Raw genomic sequence first — 20565 nt, 5'->3', positions numbered from 1 at the left:
GAGTGAAAGATGTCGTTAACGAATCCTTTTTTACGTCACAGCACGTTGCCGTACCAGGCACCGCAGTTTGATCAGATAGAGGTGCAGCACTATCGCCCAGCGTTCGATGAAGGCGTGCGGCAAAAACGTGCAGAGATCGAGGCGATTGTGCAAAACCCGCAGGCCCCTGATTTTGCCAATACGTTGCTGGCGCTTGAACAAAGCGGCGCTTTGCTGACACGCGTAACCAGCGTTTTCTTCGCGATGACGGCGGCGCACACCAACGATGAACTACAGCGCCTTGACGAAGAATTTTCCGCAGAACTGGCGAACCTTGCCAATGATATTTATCTCAATGGCGCGCTTTTTTCGCGCGTTGAAGCGGTCTGGCAACAGCGAGGTTCGCTGGGGTTGGATAGCGAATCATTACGCTTGCTGGAGGTCATCCACCAGCGTTTTGTATTAGCCGGCGCGCGTTTGAATGAGGTCGATAAAGCGAACCTTAAAGCGCTCAATACAGAGTCCGCCACGTTGACCAGCCAGTTTAATCAACGTCTGCTGGCGGCGAACAAGTCCGGTGCTCTGGTGGTGGATGATGCACGTTACCTGGACGGACTCAGCGCAGAGGAAATTGCTGTTGCCGCCGAAGCTGCAAAGGAGAAAGGGCTTGAAGCGCGTTGGGTTATCCCGCTATTGAACACGACTCAGCAACCGGCGCTTGCGGCGTTACGCGATCGCCAGACCCGCGAGAATCTGTTCAACCGCGCATGGACGAGAGCAGAAAACAATGACGCTAACGATACTCGGGCGATTATTCAGCGACTGGTCGAGATCCGGATGCAGCAGGCGAAACTACTCGGTTTTGCCAATTACGCCGCCTGGAAAATTGCCGATCAGATGGCAAAAACACCGGAAGCTGCACTCAATTTCATGCGGGCGATTGTTCCCGCTGCGCGAGCCAGGGCATTGGATGAACAGGCCGAAATCCAGAATGTTATCAATCACGAACAGGGGAAATTTAACGTCGAGGCCTGGGACTGGGCATTTTATGCCGAGCAGGTTCGTCGTGAGAAATATGCACTTGATGAGGCGCAGCTCAAACCTTACTTTGCCCTTGATACGGTGCTGAACGAGGGCGTTTTCTGGACAGCTAATCAACTCTTTGGCATAAAATTTATAGAACGGTTCGACATTCCTGTTTATCACCCGGATGTTAGGGTATGGGAAATATTCGATCACGATGGCGTAGGGCTGGCGTTATTTTACGGCGATTTCTTTGCCCGGGAATCGAAAAGCGGTGGTGCCTGGATGGGCAATTTTGTTGAGCAATCGCAACTCAATGAAACCCGGCCGGTTATTTACAACGTGTGTAATTATCAAAAACCAGCAAAGGGTCAGCCTGCATTGTTATTGTGGGATGATGTTATTACGTTATTTCATGAGTTTGGGCACACGTTGCACGGCCTGTTCGCCACTCAGCGTTATGCCACGCTTTCAGGGACCAACACTCCGCGTGATTTTGTTGAGTTTCCTTCGCAGATCAACGAACACTGGGCGAGTCATCCGCAGGTCTTTGCTCGTTTTGCTCGTCATGTTGATTCCGGGGAGCAAATGCCGCAGGCGTTGCGGAATAAGATGCAGCGGGCCAGCCTGTTTAACAAAGGTTACGACATGACCGAACTGCTCAGTGCCGCATTGTTGGATATGCGTTGGCACAGTCTGGAAAAGAGCGCGTTATCTCTTTCGGTCGATCAATTTGAACAGCAGGCGCTGGCGGCTGAAGGTTTGGATCTCAAGGCTGTGCCGCCTCGTTATCGCAGCAGCTATTTTGCCCATATCTTCGGCGGCGGTTATGCCGCAGGTTATTACGCCTATTTGTGGACGCAAATGCTGGCCGATGACGGCTATCAGTGGTTTGTAGAGCAGGGCGGATTAACTCGTGAAAACGGGCAAAAGTTCCGTGAAGCGATTTTGTCCCGCGGTAACAGTACTGATTTAACTGAACTTTATCGCCAATGGAGCGGACGTGATCCAAAAATGGATCCGATGCTGGAACATCGTGGTTTGAGCGTCTAAGAGATTATTAGCCAGAATATTGAGCCGGGCGTGATGCCCGGTTTTTTATTATTTTAAAAGATGGCAATTTTTAGGGTTTTATATGAAAGTTGACAATAATGGTTATCAACAAATGATGATGAAATATATTCAGGAATGCTAGTTTAATAATGATGATGCCTTTGGATGTTTGATAAGATTAGCGTTCATGTACGGGCAGGTTTCTCAGGTAATTGTTAATGAAAATAGGGGTTCTAATAGCTGTGCTTGTTATGTCAGGATGTGCAGATAGTAAAATTGTGCAATCCAGCGTCACTCCGTTTACGCCACATGTTTCACGCTCAAATGCTGAAATCATCGCACGGTATAAAGAAGCGCGTGAATCCGGGTTTTCCCATGGTTCTGCGTATCAATATGCCAGAGGCGACAAAACCTACACATCCGATCAATTAGAGGTGATTGGGCTTAATGAAATGCTGAATGAACCGTTATTGGTTTGACCGCTTTAGTGACAACGCTATGCCACAACAGATGGTATAGCGTAATATCCTGTTAATTATGATTTATTAATTACTATTAAAAAATTTACATAAATTTTCTTTTTTATCGTTAAGATAATTCCATCAGAAACGCTCGAACAGGGAGGGAGAACGTGATGATGAGAAATACGAAGGAAATAGATGCAATTTTGATTGAGTTGAACAAGTCCATTGATGCCCACTACAAATGGTTAGTGACAATGTTCCGCTGCGTGGTGTCTTCAGATGTTACGCAGCCAGATATTATGGGTGAAAACTCGCATTTTGCTTGTCGATTTGGACAGTGGCTTAATAATCAATCACGGTACAATGAGGATGATTGTAGTTACGTAAGCAAGATAAGCGCCACCCACGAAAAGATGCATTTATCAGGCAAGAAATTGCTAATGGCTATCGTGGAGAATCGTAGCCATTCATGGCATTTCGACAGCTTCCAGGACGCGCTGCTGGCATTTACCTCATCTGTAATGGACTACAAAATATATTTATTGAGTATCCGCAGTAATATCGACGCATTAACAGGTTTACCTGGCAGAAGAATGCTCGATGAGTCTTTTGATCGGCAGTTGCTCGATGCCGAACCGCTTAATCTTTATATATTGTTGTTAGATATCGATCGTTTTAAATACGTTAACGATACCTACGGCCATTTGGTGGGTGACGTGGTATTGCGGGCTCTGGCATCAAATTTATTGTCATGGACGCGATATGATGAGGCGGCGTACCGCTACGGTGGAGAAGAGTTCATTATCATCATCAGAACAAAAACGGACGAGCAGGCATGCCAGGCGGGTTTGCGACTTTGTTGTCTGATTGGTCAGAAAAAAATTCCCTACGCTGAGGGAGAGATCGGTATCACGGTGACGGCAGGCATAACCCGGGTTCAACAGGGTGAAACGCTGGATACCGCGCTTGGTCGGGCCGACAGGGCGATGTATCAGGGGAAACAGACCGGCAGGAATCGCTGCATGTTTATAGATAAAAATGAGCAAATTGCGTTGGTGGACACCAATGACGGAACCTCGTATCCCCTCAGTGCGTGAGTTTTCGAAAAACGCTTTGAGGTAGTTGCGTTTCGTTTAACTTTCATTGGGGTTGTCGATGATAGGTTAGCTGACTATCCGTTATCTTCGCAGGGAATTGCCAGATAGCGTATAAAAGCAAAACACAAATCTATCCATGCAAGCATTTACCGCTGGTTTATCCGGCGGTTTTTTTTATCTGTAAATCAGGAAAAAGGCACAGCGAGTGCGATTCAGGTAAAAAAATGGCCCCTTGTGCAGCTACGCAACAAGGGGCCGGTTCGGTGCAGGACTATCTCCGTTCATCAATCATCCCATCTGTGGCTAAAATACGCGGCCAGGAAACCGGAAAATAAAATAATTCCCAGAACAGCCATAAAAATATTCATATTACCCAGCATAGTAAATGCTCCTTTATCTGTGAGTTTCCTCTCTTACCTTAAGTTCACCTCGCTTATGACTATAGTAGCAATTCAATCTTAAACAAAGGCTGAACTGTGTGATTATTTCGACTGAAAAGTAAATTTTTGACATGATCACGTCGAATAAAATAAATAATAGTGACGAGACACATTTATCTGCGCACAAATAACCCTGTTTTTAAACCCTGAGACGCTGTTATGACGGTGTGCTGCTGATACAGATTGTTGCACGTTTATAATGCAGAGTTGTCTCATGGTGGTTCAATTTTTCGTGTGATTAATCCTTTTGGCGGGAAAATGTAAAACTGATCTATGTGCGTCAGATGCTAATCTGTTGATTTTATATGAGGTTTTAATATCTGGCATCGTTTTTGCCTTATCACTTCTGAACACCCTTAATTTGCACCGTTTTGTCTGCCCGGCTGCACCGGAGCTTTCAGCAAGTCTAATTTCAGGAGTGAAACTATGCAGCGTCGTACATTTTTAAAAGCTTTTGCACTTTCTGCCTCTGTTGTCGCAATGGGCGTGAGTTTTAGCGTTCAGGCAGCCGACACCATTAAAGTTGGCATCATGCATTCGTTATCCGGCACGATGGCCATATCCGAAACGCCGCTAAAAGATGTGGCGTTGATGACCATCGATGAAATAAATGCTCAGGGCGGTGTGTTGGGTAAAAAGCTGGAACCGGTGGTGGTTGACCCGGCCTCGAACTGGCCGTTATTTGCTGAAAAAGCAAGACAACTGCTGAGTCAGGACAAGGTGGCGGCAGTTTTCGGCTGCTGGACATCGGTTTCGCGTAAATCGGTTCTACCGGTATTTGAAGAGTTGAACGGTCTGCTGTTTTACCCGGTGCAATATGAAGGTGAGGAGATGTCGCCTAACGTCTTCTATACCGGCGCAGCCCCCAATCAGCAGGCGATCCCTGCGGTTGAGTATCTGATGAGTGAGGACGGCGGTAGCGCGAAACGCTTCTTCCTGCTGGGCACAGATTATGTTTATCCGCGTACGACCAACAAAATTTTACGCGCCTTTTTGCACTCAAAAGGGGTCGCCGATAAAGACATCGAAGAGGTGTACACCCCATTCGGACACAGCGATTACCAGACCATTGTCGCCAGCATTAAAAAATTCGCCGCAGGGGGAAAAACGGCGGTGGTATCAACCATCAATGGGGATTCTAACGTACCGTTCTATAAAGAGTTAGCGAATCAGGGGCTGAAAGCCACCGATGTACCGGTGGTGGCTTTTTCCGTGGGTGAGGAGGAGCTACGCGGTATTGATACCAAACCGCTGGTGGGCAACCTTGCCGCCTGGAACTACTTTGAGTCCGTCGATAATGCGGCCAACAAGAAGTTTGTCGCGGATTACCGGGCGTATGCCAAAGCGCACAAATTACCGAATGCGGATTCGGTGGTGACGAACGACCCAATGGAAGCCACATATGTTGGCCTGCACATGTGGGCGCAGGCGGTAGAAAAAGCCGGAACTACCGATGTGGATAAAGTTCGTGCTGCTATGGCGGGGCAATCCTTCGCTGCGCCATCAGGTTTTACCCTGACCATGGATACGACCAACCATCACCTGCATAAACCCGTCATGATTGGCGAGATTGAAGGCAACGGCCAGTTTAACGTGGTGTGGCAAACCGATGAGCCGGTCCGCGCCCAGCCGTGGAGTCCGTACATCGCTGGTAATGATAAAAAATCTGAACAGCCTGTGAAAACCGCCAGCAACTGATCTAACGCCCTCCTGCGGGAGGGTAATGTTTTGGAGAACGCTCATGAAAGCTATGCGCTTTATTCGTGGTGTGTTGTTGCTGATGTGGTTTTTGCCGTGGATAGCCCAGGCCGCAGATGCTGATATCTTTACCGCCTCCAACCGTGCTCAGCAGGCCGCCTTACTTGAACAATGGGCGGTGAATCCCGACGTTCAGCGCATCCCGCTGCTCAGCGCACTGCGAGATGAGAACCTGCTGACCGATAACACGAAAAATGCCTTCATCATGAACGGCTCGCACGTACAGCCGTTAGGAACAGCGATAGCCCCAAACGGCGAGCTAAAAAAAATTCGCCTGACTAACCGCCTGCGTAATCTGGTAGCCGGAGCGTTGGCTGTCCATCAGCTTTTAAGTGACAGTGTCACGGTAAGGGAGGAGGCAGCTCGTACATTACAGCGTGAGGCGCAGCCGGACATGCTGCCGTTTTTACAACAACGACTGGCTCAGGAGTCAGATGGTGATGTGAAATCCGCACTCGCTATTGTACTGGCAAATCTGCAACTGGGTAGCACCTCGCCGGAGGTCAGGCTTCAGGCAATCGAACTATTAGGGGCGTCAAATGATCCTGAAACTCAGGCGCGCCTGCAGCCATTTACCCGGGCTGAACATGAACCCGATGCCCGAGTGCGTGCTGCCGCTGACGAAAGTCTGAATTCCATCTCGCATCGCATGAAGGTTGGGGATCTTCTTGGGCAGGCTTTCATGGGACTGTCACTGGGTTCTATTTTGCTGCTTGCGGCATTGGGTCTGGCGATAACCTATGGATTACTCGGCGTCATCAATATGGCGCATGGCGAGATGTTGATGCTCGGGGCGTACTGTACCTGGATGGTGCAACAGCTGATGGGGCAGTTTTTCCCGCACGGGTTAGCCTGGTATCCGGTTATTGCACTTCCGGTCGCCTTTTTGCTGACTGCGGCAGTAGGAATGCTGCTCGAGCGTGGGGTGATACGCCATTTATATGGCCGTCCGCTTGAAACGCTACTGGCGACCTGGGGTATCAGCCTGATGCTCATCCAGTTGGTGCGTATGACTTTCGGCGCGCAAAACCTGGAAGTCGCCAATCCGGCATGGCTTTCCGGCGGCATTCAGGTTTATGCCAATCTGATATTGCCGTGGAACCGAATAGTGGTGCTTGGCTTTGCCATGCTGGTGCTGTTCTTCACCTGGCTGCTGTTGAATAAAACGCGCCTCGGGCTGCGCGTGCGTGCCGTGACGCAAAATCGCAATATGGCGGCCTGCTGCGGCGTACCTACCGGACGAGTCGATATGCTGGCCTTTGGCCTTGGTTCAGGAATTGCCGGACTGGGAGGTGTGGCGCTCTCGCAACTAGGTAACGTAGGGCCGGAGCTGGGGCAAAGCTACATTATCGATTCGTTTTTGGTGGTGGTACTGGGCGGCGTTGGACAGCTTGCCGGGAGCGTGGCTGCGGCATTTGGGCTGGGGATCTTCAATAAAATTCTGGAGCCTCAGGTGGGGGCGGTTCTCGGCAAAATCATGATCCTGGTGTTGATCATTCTGTTTATTCAGAAACGACCTCAGGGACTGTTCGCGCTGAAAGGGAGGGTTATTGACTGATGACGATGCCAATGACAATAACGCTGGCGCGTAAAGCGCCGCGTACAACACGCGTGCTGGGTCTGGGCTTACTGCTGGCGTTGATTATTCTGCCGTTTCTTGCGCTGTTACCTGCGGAGCATCCGCTGGCCATATCGGTGTGGACGTTGACGCTGGCCGGGAAAATTCTCTGCTATGCCATTGTGGCCGTTGCGCTGGATCTGGTGTGGGGTTATGCCGGAATGCTCTCGCTGGGACACGGTATCTTCTTCGCGCTGGGGGGCTATGCGATGGGAATGTACCTGATGCGCCAGGCTTCCGGCGAAGGATTACCGGCCTTTATGTCGTTCCTGTCGTGGAGCGAGCTGCCCTGGTTTTGGTGGGGGACGCAACATTTTCTCTGGGCGATGCTGCTGGTTGTTCTGGTGCCGGGCCTGCTGGCGCTGGTATTTGGTTGGTTTGCCTTCCGTTCAAAAATCAAAGGTGTCTATTTCTCCATCATGACCCAGGCCCTGACTTTCGCCGGAATGCTGCTGTTTTTCCGCAATGAAACCGGCTTTGGTGGAAATAACGGTTTTACCGGTTTTACCACCATTCTGGGGTTTCCGGTGACCGCGACGTCCACCAGGATCGCGCTGTTTCTGGCGACGGTTATGCTACTGGTGCTGGCAATATGGCTGGGACTTGCGCTGGCCCGCAGTAAGTTTGGTCGTATTCTGACCGCCGTGCGCGATGCCGAGAACCGTTTGATGTTCTGTGGTTACGATCCGAAAGGTTTCAAGTTACTGGTGTGGACGCTTTCCGCTGTACTGTGCGGCCTTGCCGGGGCGCTTTATGTCCCGCAGGTAGGGATTATCAACCCCAGCGAAATGTCGCCGACCAACTCGATTGAAGCGGCGATTTGGGTTGCTCTCGGCGGACGTGGAACCCTGATCGGCCCGGTATTTGGCGCTGTACTGGTGAACGGTGCTAAAAGCCTGTTTACCGTCATTATGCCGGAATACTGGCAGCTGTTTCTTGGCCTGATCTTTATTGGCGTTACGCTTTTTTTACCCCGTGGTGTGATTGGCCTGTTTCGCAAAGGAGACAAATAATGCAGCCGGATGAAGGACTTTTTACTCGCCAGATGCCGGGCGATCGGTTTCGCGAACAAACGGACCCGGTACTCCAACTGGAAAAAATTAACGTTAATTTCGACGGATTCCAGGCATTAACGGATCTCTCGCTCAATATTGGCGTCGGGGAGCTGCGCTGTATTATTGGCCCCAACGGCGCCGGGAAGACGACGTTAATGGATGTCATAACCGGAAAAACCAGACCGCAAAGTGGTCGTGCGATATACGATCAGTCGACCGATTTAACAACGCTGGATCCCATTGCCATCGCGCGTCAGGGGATTGGACGGAAATTTCAAAAGCCCACGGTATTTGAAGCATTAACGGTGGAAGAGAACCTGGAGCTGGCGCTGAAAAATGATAAATCTGTCTGGGGGTCACTACGGGCACGACTCTCAGGCGAACAACGGGATCGTATTGATGAAGTACTGGCGCTGTTGCGGCTGGGTAATGAGCGGGCCTGCCGCGCCGGTCTGCTTTCGCATGGGCAAAAACAGTTTCTCGAAATTGGCATGCTGCTGGTACAGGAGCCGCATTTACTGCTACTGGATGAACCCGCGGCGGGGATGACGGATGCGGAAACGGAATACACGGCGGAGCTGTTTCGCCAGCTTGCCGGTAAGCACTCTCTGATGGTTGTTGAGCACGATATGGGATTTGTTGAAACCATTGCCGATCGCGTCACAGTATTACATCAGGGACGTGTCCTCGCTCAGGGGAGTCTTCGCGATGTGCAGGCCAACGAGCAGGTTATTGAAGTTTATCTCGGGCGTTAAGGAGTTCATATGCTGCAGGTGAAAGAACTGAATCAATATTATGGTGGCAGCCATATTCTGCGCGGGGTGAGCTTTGAAGCGCGTATCGGTGAGGTGACATGCTTGCTGGGGCGTAACGGCGTGGGGAAAACAACACTACTAAAGTGTCTGATGGGGCTTATTCCGGCCCGTAGCGGAAGCGTACTCTGGCAGGATAAAAATGTCACTCACTGGAAGCCACACCAGCGGGTCAGAGCCGGTGTGGCGTATGTCCCACAGGGGCGTGATATTTTTCCGCGTTTGACGGTCGAAGAGAATCTGCTGCTCGGTCTTTCCCGTTTTTCAGCACCGGAGGCCCGACATGTGCCTGATGATATTTACGCGCTCTTTCCGGTTTTACAGGAGATGAAGCATCGGCGTGGCGGAGATTTGTCCGGCGGGCAACAGCAGCAACTGGCCATTGGACGAGCGCTGGCAAGTCGCCCACAGTTGTTGATTCTTGATGAGCCAACGGAAGGGATCCAGCCGTCGGTGATTAAAGAGATTGGTCAGGTGATTTCTCAACTGGCGCACCGGGGGGATATGGCTATATTGCTGGTGGAGCAATTCTACGATTTTGCGCAGCAGCTGGCCGACAAATACCTGCTCATGTCGCGGGGCAGCATTATTCAAAGCGGCGATGGTAAAAATATGGAGGCCGAGGGCGTTCGGGGACTGGTTGCAATCTGAGGTATGCGACAGAGCGGCTTCGGCTCTGTCGCTATACTCATCAGCAAACCACCGTCTGCCCCCAGGGCTTGGCGCGCATGCCTTTTATCATGAGCGCCCAGGCAAGAACGATCGCCACTATCAGCGCGACAAACAGCGACCATGGCGGCAATGTGGTTAAAATGACGCCGCTGACTAATGGGTTAACCGCTGCGCCAAGCCAGCCCAACGACTGGGCGGAAAAATAGCTGGCTTTCATGCCTGCTGGCGCGATGTTGTCGATAAGCATGTATTCACCCGGCGCGTAAATGACTTCGCCGATAGTGAAAAAGGCAGCAGAAATTCCCCAAAACAACAGGCTGTTGCCGGAGAAAGCGAAACCGACCAGGCCAACGACAAAGAAGACTGTACCCACTGTCATCAGCGGGCGGATATTCGTGGCGGTGAGCCTGCGGCCAAGCGCGTATTGCAGTGATACTACGATGGCGGCGTTAACGGGCAGGACGACTGCTACCACTTTCTCGGCAAAATCGCCATCGGCGACCACCATAACGTACTGCGAAATACAGGACGCAAAAGCACCGCCAACAAACGATGCCAGAAAGGCCGATAACGTAAACCAAAATAATGCCCGGTCGCGCAGGAGTACCGATGGGGACCACACCGCGGCGTTTAAACCTTCTGATGGTGCAGTCGAACGTTTTACCCAGGTCTGGATAAACACCAGTGGCAATGCTGAACAGGCGGCAGCCAGCCAGAAAGGCAGGTTAATGCTTTGCATCACCAGCAGCGTGCCCAGCGGTGGGCCAACGGTCCAGCCAATATTCAGCACGGTATAGTTGAGCGAGAAAATTTTAGTCTTGTTGGTGGCAGACAGATTATCGGCAAACCAGGCCTTCAGCACCGTGGCGAAGACGGAGTAGGCACAGTTGATCAGGGCAAAAAGCAAAACCACTACCACCACGTTATGCACCAGTGGGATTGCAATAAAGCCAGAAGCAAAGCCACAAATTGCCAGCAGCATATAGCGTTTTTTATCGAACTTGTCGGCCAGAATACCAAAGCCAAGGCTGAACACCACGCCAATGGTCAGCGCGACCGTCATCGCATAGCCGATCAGGTCAACGCTCAGATGATACTGCCGACTGAGGTAAATCGTCATAAATGGCAGAGTGGCGCCACGGCCAATTGTTAATAATAATGATGACGCGAGTAACGCGAGAGTGGACCTTCTCAAGGAGATATTCATTTGCCTGCCCGACAATGCATGTTGTTATGTTTTTTTAGATATAAGAAACAAATAGCATGCCAAAACTGTGATGTACACTCAATAAGTTGTCCGAAAATGCCTTGCGTGGCCTACCTGAAATAATGATCTGTTACGGCACAACGATTTCCGTTACTTTAACTTGTTTACAAAAATTTAATATTTGCAGGGGCGGTGGTATGTCGCGTAAAGACGGGTTGTTAGCGTTACTGGTTGTCGTGGTTTGGGGACTGAACTTTGTCGTTATTAAAGTGGGTCTGCACAATATGCCACCGCTAATGTTGGCGGGATTACGTTTTTTACTGGTGGCGTTTCCGGCAATACTCTTTGTTGCCAGGCCGAAAATCCCACTTTCGTTATTGCTCGGCTATGGCCTGACCATCAGTTTTGGGCAGTTCGCATTTCTCTTTAGCGCTATCAAATTCGGCATGCCTGCAGGGTTAGCTTCTCTGGTATTGCAGGCTCAGGCGTTTTTTACCATTGTTCTGGGCGCATTTGCTTTCGGTGAACGTCTGCAGGGTAAACAATTGGTTGGGATTGCGCTGGCGGTATTTGGCGTGCTGGTGCTGATTGAGGCCAGTCTGAATGGTCAGCATGTTGGCATGCTCGGTTTTATGCTGACGCTGGCGGCGGCGCTAAGCTGGGCCTGCGGCAATATCTTTAACAAAAAAATCATGCAGCATACATCGCGTCCGGCCGTTATGTCGTTGGTGGTATGGAGCGCGTTAATTCCCATTGTTCCGTTCTTCCTGGCATCATGGCTTCTGGATGGTCCAACGCAAATGACCCACAGTCTGGTGGAGATAGATATGACCACCATTCTTTCACTGGTTTATCTGGCGTTTGTGGCGACCATTGTGGGTTACGGTATCTGGGGTTCGTTACTCGGACGCTATGAAACCTGGCGTGTCGCGCCGTTGTCGCTGTTGGTGCCGGTCGTTGGACTGGCGAGTGCGGTCGTGCTGCTGGATGAAACGCTGACCGGATTGCAACTGCTCGGTGCGCTACTGATCATGGCAGGGTTGTATATCAATGTGTTTGGCTTTCGGTTGCGTAAGGTTGCATCGGTGAGGGGCTAAAAAAGCCCCGCAGTGGAGTAATGCTCGTCAGTTAAGCATGTATGGTGAACATGTGATTATTGCTCATGGTTCCGTTCACCTCAGCGGTGTCATTTCTCTGAAGCGTAGATACCCGTGAACGTGCAAGGGAGACTCACCGCCGTCTCCCTTGCATCCCAGGCTCCCGGCGGGAAAATCGTCGCTGCGCGAGTTATTCGTCTTATGTCGTCTGCCTGTCGGGTCGGGGCCGAGCCTGCGTCCATGCAGGCCGTCCCCTCTGTCCGCATCCCTGCGGACAGCCCCGGTCAGCCGTCAACGCCTCATCGATTTTCAGCCGGACCGGGGTCATCGCTTCAACGCACTGACTTCCAGTTAAATCTTTTTTGCTGTTTAAACAAAAAACGCAGATGGTCAGGTGTGGGCTGGTCCGGCTGAAAATTGCCGACGTGTTTCCGTAAGGCCGGGAGAGCCAGCATGGATGCTGGCTCAGGGCGCGCTTTGCAAGGACGCTTCCTCGCGCCCGGCCCGGTAGCCTTTAGGAATAAGCGGAGGGTATTGCGCAGCAACAATTTTCCCGCCGGGAGTCGGGATTGTAAAGGGCGTGGCGGAGAACGCCCTTTACACGTTCACAGGAGTCAGTGTTTTAGAGAAGCAATGCACATGAGGTGAACGGAACTCTTTCTCCTAGATAGCATGTTATTTACCTCCGCCAGCACAGGTTGATGCTTACTGAAACTGAGGCGCTAACTGACAGGCATTACCGCAGTTGCTGGGCAATATAATTACAGGTTGCGCATATTGTAATAAGGCACACCTAATTCGTCGGACTTGTCGCTGCCTGCACCCATATGATTAAAATCGAACGGGGACTGATCGTGCGCAGGGGGCATAATCATCGCGTCGCGACTGTTCTGGGTGGCAGGTTGCGCGGTCTGTTCCGCCATGCTCTGGCCCGAAACAACAAACAGCAGGGCCAGCATTGCATAAGACAGAAGTTTCATGATTTCCTCGGTTACGTCGTTAACTGGCGATTAGCAATTACATTGATTGAGTGGAAGCAAATAGCGTGATTCGCCGTGCATATTCGTCATACGGTACTTATGCGGCGGAACATCAAAATAGTTTTTGAATGTCCGGGTCAGCGTCTGCTGAGACTCAAAACCGTAACGCTCTGCCAGATAAAGAATGGGCTCGTTACTCTCTTTTAATTTTTGCGCTATTTCAGTCATTTTACGGCTGCGAATGTATTGACCCAGTGAATGGCCGGTTTCTTTTTTAAACATCCGTTGCAGGTGCCATTTGGAGTAACCTGAACGCTCAGACACTTTTTCCAGCGAGAGCGGCGATTCAAGGTTATTTTCGATCCAGTCCAAAATGCTATGAATAGTGATTGTGTCAGTATTGCGTCTGGACATCGTCATACCTCTTTCTGTTTACGGCAGGATTCTCTTAAGCAAGTGCTCAAGTGTGGCTACTTCATCCGCCGTTAAGTTTTTTGTTAGTTCCTGGTGCAGGTCTTGCCCTACTAATTGATGACACTGCTCGCAAATTGCTGCGCCATGCTCAGTGAGTTTCACCAGCACGCCACGCTTGTCATGTGGATTCGGAAGCCTTTCGATCCAGCCTTTACAGGCCAGTCTGTCCAGCATCCGCGTCAGGGCGCCAAGGTCGACAGACAGCACTTTTTTCAATTCGACAGGGGTGATGCACACCGCGCAACGGATGGAGCAGAGCACCTTGAACTGCGATGCCGTGATATCCAGCGGTGACAGATAGTCGTTTAGCAAACGATCTTTTTTCTGATTAACCATATAGATCAAACGACCCAGTGGGATGATTTCGTTAAACAGATCACTGGTGTTTTTCACAATGGTTGCCCTGGCAAGTAGTTAGTCACGGCTGATATTATTGCTTAGGCAAATATAAGTCAAATGAATGAGTCAGCAAATGCCACGTTTTGTTAAATCATCAGACTCAACATCCGATGAGTGAAATTTTAACGATCTGATAATTATGGTTTATACGCGTGGATGAAAAATGAATCCTTACATCGCGAAAATGGCTTATCTCGCGGATTTCACCGTATACTTGCCGTTGACGATTAACGCACAGGAAAGATGACATTATGATGGACTTGTTTAAAGCAATAGGGCTGGGGCTGGTAGTCCTGTTACCGTTGGCAAACCCGTTAACCACCGTAGCGTTGTTCCTTGGCCTTGCCGGCAATATGAACAGCGCAGAGCGTAACCGTCAGTCACTCATGGCGTCCGTTTACGTGTTTGCCATCATGATGGTGGCGTACTATGCCGGGCAACTTGTGATGAATACCTTCGGGATTTCGATTCCCGGACTACGTATTGCGGGTGGGTTAATCGTTGCGTTTATCGGCTTCCGGATGCTGTTTCCGCAGCAGAAGGCGCATGATTCTCCGGAAGCGAGAAGTAAGTCAGAAGAGCTGGAAGACGAGCCGACTGCCAATATCGCCTTTGTACCGTTGGCTATGCCAAGCACTGCCGGTCCGGGGACGATTGCGATGATCATCAGTTCCGCGTCAACCGTGCGTCATGGTTCCGAATTTCCGGACTGGGTGATCATGGTCGCACCGCCGATTATTTTTGCGGTTGTTGGGATTATCCTGTGGGGCTGTTTGCGCAGTTCCGGGGGGATCATGCGCCTCGTCGGCAAAGGTGGTATCGAAGCGATTTCTCGTTTGATGGGCTTCTTACTGGTGTGTATGGGCGTGCAGTTTATTATTAACGGCGTGCTGGAAATTATTAAAACCTACGCTTAGAACGCTGTGCCCGGTAATCGTTAATGTCTACCGGGCGCATTTTTCACGAATGCTGAGGCTGTTCTTCCAACGATACCGGCCATTTACGAAAGATAATCACCGACCATATCAACGCGGCAACGGCAGGCACTGCGCCGACGTAACCAATCGTAGACATCGACCAGTGTAAACTCACCTGATTGCCTACCAGCGCACCAGCGCCAATACCGATATTAAAGATACCTGAGAACAGTGCCATTGCGACGTCAGTCGCATCCGGAGCAAGCGCCAGCACTTTCACCTGCATTCCCAGACCTATCAGCATGATGGCGACGCCCCAGAAAATACTCAGGACAGCAAGGTGCATTTCGCTGTCAGCAGCGGGAAGTAACAGCACCAGACATACCGTCAACAGGGCAATGGCACTGCTAATCAGCACTGACGCATGCAGATTCCCCAGCTTACCGAAAATGACGCTACCGACAATTCCCGCGCCACCCAGAACCAGCAACAGCACGGTAGCAAAGTTTGCGCTCAGACCCGCGACGGTCTGCACAAACGGCTCGATATAGCTGTAGGCCGTGTAATGTGCGGTGACCACAATCACCGTCAGTAGATACAGACTCATCAATGCCGGACGATGGAATAACACCGGCAGGCTTTTTAAAGAGCCGGAGTGCTCACTGGGGAGTTTGGGCAGGAGCTTAATCAGGCAAAGCAGGGTAACTAACGCCCCCATACCGATGGCGAAGAAGGTCGTGCGCCAGCCAAAATACTGACCGACGATACGCCCGATTGGCAGCCCCAACACCATCGCCAGTGCGGTGCCAGTGGCAATCAGGCTGAGAGCCTGTGCACGTTTACCTGCAGGGGCCAGGCGGATCGCCAGCGATGCGGTAATCGACCAGAAAATAGCGTGCGCAAAAGCAATACCAATACGGCTAATTACCAGCACGGTAAAATTCCATGCCAGGAAAGAGAGCACATGGCTGGCGATAAACACAACAAACAGACAGATCAGCAGTTTTCGGCGCTCCACCTGACTGGTAAGTAACATAAAAGGGAGCGACATCAGGGCGACAACCCAGGCGTAGATCGTCAGCATGATCCCGACCTGAGCGGTCTGCATATTGAAGCTTTGTGCGATGTCGGACAGCAAGCCGACAGGAACAAACTCGGTGGTATTGAAAATAAAACCGGCAATGGCAAGCGTAACTACCCGTAGCCACGCGACCTTGCGGGAAACAGTGTCTGTTGTCATATCAAATAAGAGGATTAGCTGCGAAAAGGTAAGGCCACGATCTTAAAACGTTTGCTGGCGAAAATACAATCATTTTGTGATGTGGATCTCATTTCATTGGCAGGGCGCCACAATGTGCTGCCGAACATTCCTTGGATTTTTAAGTATTTCAATAATAATGAAATTCCGGGCGTATGACTTCACCCGGATTTAAAGGTATTCATGTTCTTTGAGGATTGCCAGTTACTCCGTGCTCTGTGATAACTGAGGGTTCAACACCTCAATAAACGCTTCCAGTTGCCGTGTCATTGCACCTCTGCGCCAGACCAGCCATGTTTTCAGCCAGCGCCAGTTCTCGCTTAGCGGCCAGGCGTTGACCTGATGATGCCCAGGCATGCTCTCCAGCATCGAACGCGGGATCAGTGCGATACCCGCGCCGGCAATGACGCAGGCCAGCATACCGTGATATGACTCCATTTCATGAATGGTGCCGGGCATGGCGCGATCGGCATGAAACCAGCTTTCAAAATGGCGGCGATAGGAACAGTTGGCACGAAAGGCGTAAATACTGCAACCGTTGACGTCGCTGGCCCGCTGAATGGGGGGATGGCCGTGCGGCGTCACGATCATCATCTCTTCACGGTAGACCGGCATTCCTTCAAGTCCCGGATGGGTAATTGGGCCATCGACAAAGGCCGCGTTCAATGTTCCGTCGAGTACGCCGTCCAGCATTGTGCCTGAAGGACCTGTCGCCAGCGCGAACTGAATTTTGGGGTAACGCTGATTATATTCAGCCAGCGTAGCGGGGATGCGAACTGCTGCTGTACTTTCAAGCGAGCCGAGAGAGAAGAGTCCTTGTGGCTCATCCCCGGCGACGACCATCCTGGCTTCCTCAACCAGTGCCAGGATCCGCTGGCTGTAGCGCAAAAAGTTGTGCCCGGATGGGGAAAGCCGCAGGCGCTGGTTTTCACGAATAAACAGATCAACGCCCAGGTCGGCTTCAAGCTGACGTATACGGGTGGTGAGATTGGATGGCACGCGATGCACTTTCGCGGCGGCCTGTGTAATACTGCCAGTCTCCGCGACGGCATTGAACATTTCCAGCTGCGTCAGATCCATAATCTTCTCTATTCGTGAATGGTATGGTTAATATTATTCATTTTTCAGAAAGAGTAAATATGCTCATGATATAACCATACCCTGCGATAAAGAGAGGCACTTATGACTATCACAGCAGCAACACATGCGATTTCCATTGACCCTGCCAGCGGTGAAAGGCTGACGGCGACGCCGTGGGCCAGCGCGGAAGAGATTGATCATGCGCTGAACCTTGCCGCGAATGGCTATAGCGAATGGAAACATACTTCCGTTGAGCACCGTGCGCAAACGCTGCGCCAGATCGGGCAATCTCTGCGCCATCGTGCGGAAGAGATGGCGCAGTGTATCTCACGTGAAATGGGTAAACCCATTAAGCAGGCGCGTGCTGAAGTCGCCAAGTCAGCTGCATTGTGTGACTGGTACGCCGAGCATGGACCGGCGATGCTCAATCCGGAACCTACGCTGGTGGAGAATAACCAGGCAGTGATTGAATATCGTCCGCTAGGAACCATTCTGGCGATCATGCCGTGGAACTTCCCGCTCTGGCAGGTAATGCGAGGTGCCGTCCCGATTCTGTTGGCCGGAAATGGCTACCTGTTAAAGCATGCGCCTAACGTAACCGGCTGTGCTGCAATTATTGCGCAGGTTTTCGCTGATGCGGGTGTACCCGCGGGGGTTTACGGTTGGGTGAATGCCGATAACACCGGGGTCAGTCAGATGATCAATGACCCGCGTATTACGGCGGTAACGGTGACAGGCAGTGTACGTGCCGGTGCGGCGATTGGCGCTCAGGCTGGGGCCGCTCTGAAAAAATGTGTGCTTGAACTGGGCGGCTCCGATCCGTTTATTGTCCTCAATAATGCTGACCTCGATCTGGCCGTTAAGGCGGCGGTCGCTGGGCGTTATCAGAACACCGGGCAGGTTTGTGCGGCAGCCAAGCGCTTTATTATCGAAGAAGGGATTGCGGCAGAGTTTACTTCACGCTTTGTGGCCGCTGCGAGCGCGCTCAAAATGGGCGATCCGCTGAACGAAGAAAACGATCTGGGGCCGATGGCGCGATTTGATCTGCGTGATGAGCTGCACCAGCAGGTAGAAGCCACCCTTTCCGAAGGGGCACGGTTACTTCTCGGCGGGGAAAAAATTGCGGGTCAGGGCAATTACTATACCGTGACGGTACTGGGCGATGTCACTCCAGAGATGACGGCGTTCCGCCAGGAGCTGTTTGGTCCGGTTGCGGCAATTACCGTGGCGAAGAATGCTGAACATGCCTTAGCGCTGGCGAATGACAGTGATTTCGGCTTATCCGCCACGGTGTTTACTGCGGATGAAGCGCTGGCGCAGAAGATGGCGTCACGCCTGGAGTGTGGTGGCGTATTTATCAATGGTTACAGCGCCAGCGATGCCCGCGTTGCGTTTGGTGGTGTGAAGAAAAGTGGCTTTGGCCGCGAACTTTCTCACTTTGGCCTGCATGAGTTTTGTAACGTGCAGACCGTCTGGAAAAACCGCCTTTGATGGTGTGGGTGCCTCCGCTGGGGGCACCTGTCTTATTTCTGCAATTTTTCTGTCATTTACTCTCCGTACACTCGCAGCTAACGCTTTGATACAGAAGAGTAATATGAACATAACGCAAATTTTCCATCGTCTAATACCCCGTCAGTTCGGTCTGTTAACCGGCATTTTTTGCATTATTGCGCTGTTCTCTGTTTTGCAGGTCGTGTCCTCCTTGATGCTCTCGGCCTCAGTCAGCGACGCACAGCATAATGAAGGGCGTAATCAACTCGCGCTTTTGCAGCAGGCAAAGGTCGATGAAGCGCGGGTGGCGTTATTATCTGCCAGCGATTTACTTAACCGTGCGGGAATTTATTTTATGCAGGATGCCGCCACCGGTTCGGACGGGAGTTGGCGTCCGTTAATGGAAGAGGCGTATCGGGCGCTGGCGCAGTCAAAAAGTGCATGGGATGCCTGGCGGGATATGAAGCCGCAGTCGGATCCGGATCTAACTGAGAGCTATCAGCGTTTTTATAGCGGTATTCAGGAGCAGGCGGATGGGCTGATGCAGTCAGGTTCCATTGATGCGTTTTTTGCCGTACCCGTGCAGGCCTTTCAGACAGACTTTAACGGTAATTACGCGCGCTTTCAGCAGGACAGTGGGCGACATGCGGAAGCTGGGCGTCAGCAGCTGTTGACCAGTCTTGAGCGTTTACAGAATCTATTTTTGTTTATTCCTCTGGTGCTGGTGGTTATCGCCTTTCTGGTCTGGCGTAGTATGTTCCGTTGGGTGATTATGCCGCTGCGACGGCTGATCGATCATATCGATATTTTAGCGGCGGGTGATCTTTCTCGGCCAGCCCCGCAGGTGAGTCAGTTTAATCGGGAAGTGACGCAATTAAGTTCGCGTATTGCTGCAATGCAGCAGGGGCTCTGCGCGCTGGTGCGGCAGGTGAATGATGCCACCACCGCAATGGTAGGAAATATCAACGAACTTGCGCAGAACAATAAACAACTATACCAGCAGTCGGCAAAACAAAGTGAAGAGTTGAGCACTGTGACATCGCATATTTCGGTTCTGGAAACGCATGTTGAGGATAACAGTGGCTTTGCTGAACTGGCGAATCAACGCGCAGTGCAGGCGCGTGATATTGCGGCAGGTGGAGACCGAATGATGGCGACGGTAAATGCGTCAATGCAGGCGATTGTGACTCGCTCGTCTGAAATGCGAGGGATTACAACGCTTATCGACAACATTGCATTTCAGACAAATATCCTGGCTCTTAACGCGGCAATCGAGGCAGCACATGCCGGGGAGCAAGGGCGCGGGTTTGCCGTGGTTGCGAAAGAAGTTGGGCTGCTGGCGCGAAAAAGTGGTCAGTCTACGCAAAACATTCAGACACTGATTAAACACTCGTTACAGGGCATTGAAGAGGGCTTTCACGCGGTTAACGGACTGGATAAGAATTTGCAGCAGGTTATCGCACTGGTGGAAAACCTCGGCGCGTTACTGAACGACATTTCGACTGCAACGTTAAATCAGGGGAACAGTATTCACCAGTTAACCCGTCAGCTCCATGTCCTGAACGGCGAAGCCCGACAAACCAGTGATCTGGTGAATGCTGCATCTGATTCTTCCTTACAGCTTCACCATGAATCTAACCAGCTTATGCAGGCCGTGGCCAGATTCCGCCTTCCGGCCTGACGCTGCGTAT

20 protein-coding genes are annotated in these 20565 nt (G+C 51.3%); 12 read left to right on the top strand and 8 right to left on the bottom strand.

Translation table 11 applies throughout. The features are described from left to right. Positions 1 to 9: 9 nt before the first annotated feature. The 3 genes from dcp to OGY04_RS06405 all read left to right on the top strand — a co-directional run bounded on the left by dcp (position 10) and on the right by OGY04_RS06405 (position 3616). Entirely contained in the window at positions 10 to 2055 is a 2046-nt protein-coding gene (gene dcp / locus OGY04_RS06415) for a peptidyl-dipeptidase Dcp (protein WP_286584989.1), read from the top strand. Positions 2056 to 2273: 218 nt separating this feature from the next. Then, the gene (locus tag OGY04_RS06410; protein ID WP_235123791.1) at positions 2274 to 2534 is read left to right on the top strand and encodes a hypothetical protein; all 261 of its coding nucleotides are present in this window, start codon (positions 2274 to 2276) and stop codon (positions 2532 to 2534) included. A gap of 155 nt (positions 2535 to 2689) precedes the next feature. After that, entirely contained in the window at positions 2690 to 3616 is a 927-nt protein-coding gene (locus tag OGY04_RS06405; RefSeq protein WP_286584985.1) for a diguanylate cyclase, read from the top strand. 240 nt (positions 3617 to 3856) lie between these two features. Here OGY04_RS06405 and OGY04_RS23210 read toward each other — a convergent pair whose 3' ends face one another. After that, positions 3857 to 3901 (bottom strand): hypothetical protein, encoded by a 45-nt coding sequence (locus OGY04_RS23210; RefSeq protein WP_424953288.1) that lies wholly within the window; start codon positions 3899 to 3901, stop codon positions 3857 to 3859. Beyond that, positions 3901 to 3996, bottom strand: coding sequence for a protein MgtS (gene mgtS / locus OGY04_RS06400; protein ID WP_003032406.1), 96 nt, complete (start codon positions 3994 to 3996; stop codon positions 3901 to 3903). The genes OGY04_RS23210 and mgtS overlap by 1 nt, the downstream gene beginning before the upstream one ends. Positions 3997 to 4482: 486 nt before the next feature. Between mgtS and urtA the strand changes: the two genes are divergently transcribed. The 5 genes from urtA to urtE are packed head-to-tail and all read left to right on the top strand — an operon-like array spanning position 4483 to position 9950. Continuing rightward, positions 4483 to 5754, top strand: a complete 1272-nt coding sequence (gene urtA / locus OGY04_RS06395; RefSeq protein WP_071446471.1) for an urea ABC transporter substrate-binding protein — start codon at positions 4483 to 4485, stop codon at positions 5752 to 5754. A 43-nt stretch (positions 5755 to 5797) separates the two neighbouring features. Continuing rightward, positions 5798 to 7372, top strand: coding sequence for an urea ABC transporter permease subunit UrtB (gene urtB, locus OGY04_RS06390; protein WP_267454674.1), 1575 nt, complete (start codon positions 5798 to 5800; stop codon positions 7370 to 7372). Beyond that, positions 7372 to 8445, top strand: a complete 1074-nt coding sequence (gene urtC / locus OGY04_RS06385; RefSeq protein ID WP_008784742.1) for an urea ABC transporter permease subunit UrtC — start codon at positions 7372 to 7374, stop codon at positions 8443 to 8445. The genes urtB and urtC overlap by 1 nt, the downstream gene beginning before the upstream one ends. Then, positions 8445 to 9242 carry an urea ABC transporter ATP-binding protein UrtD gene (gene urtD / locus OGY04_RS06380; protein WP_286584983.1) on the top strand — a complete coding sequence of 266 codons (798 nt, stop codon included), beginning with the start codon at positions 8445 to 8447 and terminating at the stop codon, positions 9240 to 9242. The genes urtC and urtD overlap by 1 nt, the downstream gene beginning before the upstream one ends. Positions 9243 to 9251: 9 nt before the next feature. Further along, on the top strand, positions 9252 to 9950 hold the full coding sequence (gene urtE, locus OGY04_RS06375) for an urea ABC transporter ATP-binding subunit UrtE (protein ID WP_048214207.1): 699 nt from the start codon (positions 9252 to 9254) through the stop codon (positions 9948 to 9950). Positions 9951 to 9990: 40 nt separating this feature from the next. Here urtE and ydeE read toward each other — a convergent pair whose 3' ends face one another. Next, on the bottom strand, positions 9991 to 11178 hold the full coding sequence (gene ydeE / locus OGY04_RS06370) for an efflux MFS transporter YdeE (RefSeq protein WP_286584982.1): 1188 nt from the start codon (positions 11176 to 11178) through the stop codon (positions 9991 to 9993). A 197-nt stretch (positions 11179 to 11375) separates the two neighbouring features. Here ydeE and eamA point away from each other — a divergent pair, with 197 nt between their 5' ends. Further along, positions 11376 to 12275: an O-acetylserine/cysteine exporter gene (gene eamA, locus OGY04_RS06365; RefSeq protein WP_100272486.1), complete on the top strand. Its 900-nt coding sequence runs from the start codon at positions 11376 to 11378 to the stop codon at positions 12273 to 12275. Positions 12276 to 13036: 761 nt separating this feature from the next. On the opposite strand, the gene marB is transcribed toward eamA, so the two are convergent. Genes marB through marR form a run of 3 tightly spaced genes read right to left on the bottom strand, consistent with a single transcriptional unit; the run spans position 13037 to position 14122 of the window. Further along, positions 13037 to 13255 (bottom strand): multiple antibiotic resistance protein MarB, encoded by a 219-nt coding sequence (gene marB, locus OGY04_RS06360; protein ID WP_003832934.1) that lies wholly within the window; start codon positions 13253 to 13255, stop codon positions 13037 to 13039. 30 nt (positions 13256 to 13285) lie between these two features. Next, positions 13286 to 13669: an MDR efflux pump AcrAB transcriptional activator MarA gene (gene marA / locus OGY04_RS06355; RefSeq protein WP_003032424.1), complete on the bottom strand. Its 384-nt coding sequence runs from the start codon at positions 13667 to 13669 to the stop codon at positions 13286 to 13288. Between the two features lie 18 nt (positions 13670 to 13687). Then, on the bottom strand, positions 13688 to 14122 hold the full coding sequence (gene marR / locus OGY04_RS06350; RefSeq protein WP_003832935.1) for a multiple antibiotic resistance transcriptional regulator MarR: 435 nt from the start codon (positions 14120 to 14122) through the stop codon (positions 13688 to 13690). 257 nt (positions 14123 to 14379) lie between these two features. Here marR and OGY04_RS06345 point away from each other — a divergent pair, with 257 nt between their 5' ends. Continuing rightward, complete coding sequence (locus OGY04_RS06345) at positions 14380 to 15045, top strand: MarC family NAAT transporter (protein ID WP_003832936.1); 666 nt, start codon at positions 14380 to 14382, stop codon at positions 15043 to 15045. A gap of 43 nt (positions 15046 to 15088) precedes the next feature. Here the strand turns inward: OGY04_RS06345 and OGY04_RS06340 are convergent, their stop codons facing one another. Next, a complete protein-coding gene (locus OGY04_RS06340) occupies positions 15089 to 16285 on the bottom strand; it encodes a sugar transporter (protein ID WP_032943422.1) in 1197 nt (398 codons plus the stop codon). Positions 16286 to 16507: 222 nt separating this feature from the next. Continuing rightward, the gene (gene ptrR, locus OGY04_RS06335; protein WP_286584981.1) at positions 16508 to 17383 is read right to left on the bottom strand and encodes a putrescine utilization regulator PtrR; all 876 of its coding nucleotides are present in this window, start codon (positions 17381 to 17383) and stop codon (positions 16508 to 16510) included. A gap of 102 nt (positions 17384 to 17485) precedes the next feature. Between ptrR and sad the strand changes: the two genes are divergently transcribed. Together sad and OGY04_RS06325 are read left to right on the top strand one after the other, a co-directional pair. Next, positions 17486 to 18874 carry a succinate-semialdehyde dehydrogenase gene (sad, locus tag OGY04_RS06330; protein ID WP_286584979.1) on the top strand — a complete coding sequence of 463 codons (1389 nt, stop codon included), beginning with the start codon at positions 17486 to 17488 and terminating at the stop codon, positions 18872 to 18874. Between the two features lie 103 nt (positions 18875 to 18977). Then, positions 18978 to 20555: a methyl-accepting chemotaxis protein gene (locus OGY04_RS06325; protein WP_008784752.1), complete on the top strand. Its 1578-nt coding sequence runs from the start codon at positions 18978 to 18980 to the stop codon at positions 20553 to 20555. Positions 20556 to 20565: the final 10 nt, after the last annotated feature.

Origin of the sequence: Citrobacter sp. Cpo091 (assembly GCF_030332645.1) — a bacterium.
Classification (GTDB): Bacteria; Pseudomonadota; Gammaproteobacteria; order Enterobacterales; family Enterobacteriaceae; genus Citrobacter; species Citrobacter portucalensis.
This window is presented reverse-complemented; position numbering and strand designations above follow the sequence as displayed.

Bases quoted from the DNA above. Each gene is read 5' to 3' on its own strand.
- ptrR (WP_286584981.1), bottom strand. From the start codon at position 17,383: ATGGATCTGACGCAGCTGGAAATGTTCAATGCCGTCGCGGAGACTGGC.
- marA (WP_003032424.1), bottom strand. From the start codon at position 13,669: ATGTCCAGACGCAATACTGACACAATCACTATTCATAGCATTTTGGAC.
- urtD (WP_286584983.1), top strand. From the start codon at position 8,445: ATGCAGCCGGATGAAGGACTTTTTACTCGCCAGATGCCGGGCGATCGG.
- urtB (WP_267454674.1), top strand. From the start codon at position 5,798: ATGAAAGCTATGCGCTTTATTCGTGGTGTGTTGTTGCTGATGTGGTTT.
- OGY04_RS06410 (WP_235123791.1), top strand. From the start codon at position 2,274: ATGAAAATAGGGGTTCTAATAGCTGTGCTTGTTATGTCAGGATGTGCA.
- mgtS (WP_003032406.1), bottom strand. From the start codon at position 3,996: ATGCTGGGTAATATGAATATTTTTATGGCTGTTCTGGGAATTATTTTA.
- eamA (WP_100272486.1), top strand. From the start codon at position 11,376: ATGTCGCGTAAAGACGGGTTGTTAGCGTTACTGGTTGTCGTGGTTTGG.
- urtC (WP_008784742.1), top strand. From the start codon at position 7,372: ATGACGATGCCAATGACAATAACGCTGGCGCGTAAAGCGCCGCGTACA.
- sad (WP_286584979.1), top strand. From the start codon at position 17,486: ATGACTATCACAGCAGCAACACATGCGATTTCCATTGACCCTGCCAGC.
- OGY04_RS06325 (WP_008784752.1), top strand. From the start codon at position 18,978: ATGAACATAACGCAAATTTTCCATCGTCTAATACCCCGTCAGTTCGGT.
- OGY04_RS06340 (WP_032943422.1), bottom strand. From the start codon at position 16,285: ATGACAACAGACACTGTTTCCCGCAAGGTCGCGTGGCTACGGGTAGTT.
- OGY04_RS06405 (WP_286584985.1), top strand. From the start codon at position 2,690: ATGATGAGAAATACGAAGGAAATAGATGCAATTTTGATTGAGTTGAAC.
- marB (WP_003832934.1), bottom strand. From the start codon at position 13,255: ATGAAACTTCTGTCTTATGCAATGCTGGCCCTGCTGTTTGTTGTTTCG.
- dcp (WP_286584989.1), top strand. From the start codon at position 10: ATGTCGTTAACGAATCCTTTTTTACGTCACAGCACGTTGCCGTACCAG.
- urtA (WP_071446471.1), top strand. From the start codon at position 4,483: ATGCAGCGTCGTACATTTTTAAAAGCTTTTGCACTTTCTGCCTCTGTT.
- ydeE (WP_286584982.1), bottom strand. From the start codon at position 11,178: ATGAATATCTCCTTGAGAAGGTCCACTCTCGCGTTACTCGCGTCATCA.
- urtE (WP_048214207.1), top strand. From the start codon at position 9,252: ATGCTGCAGGTGAAAGAACTGAATCAATATTATGGTGGCAGCCATATT.
- OGY04_RS06345 (WP_003832936.1), top strand. From the start codon at position 14,380: ATGATGGACTTGTTTAAAGCAATAGGGCTGGGGCTGGTAGTCCTGTTA.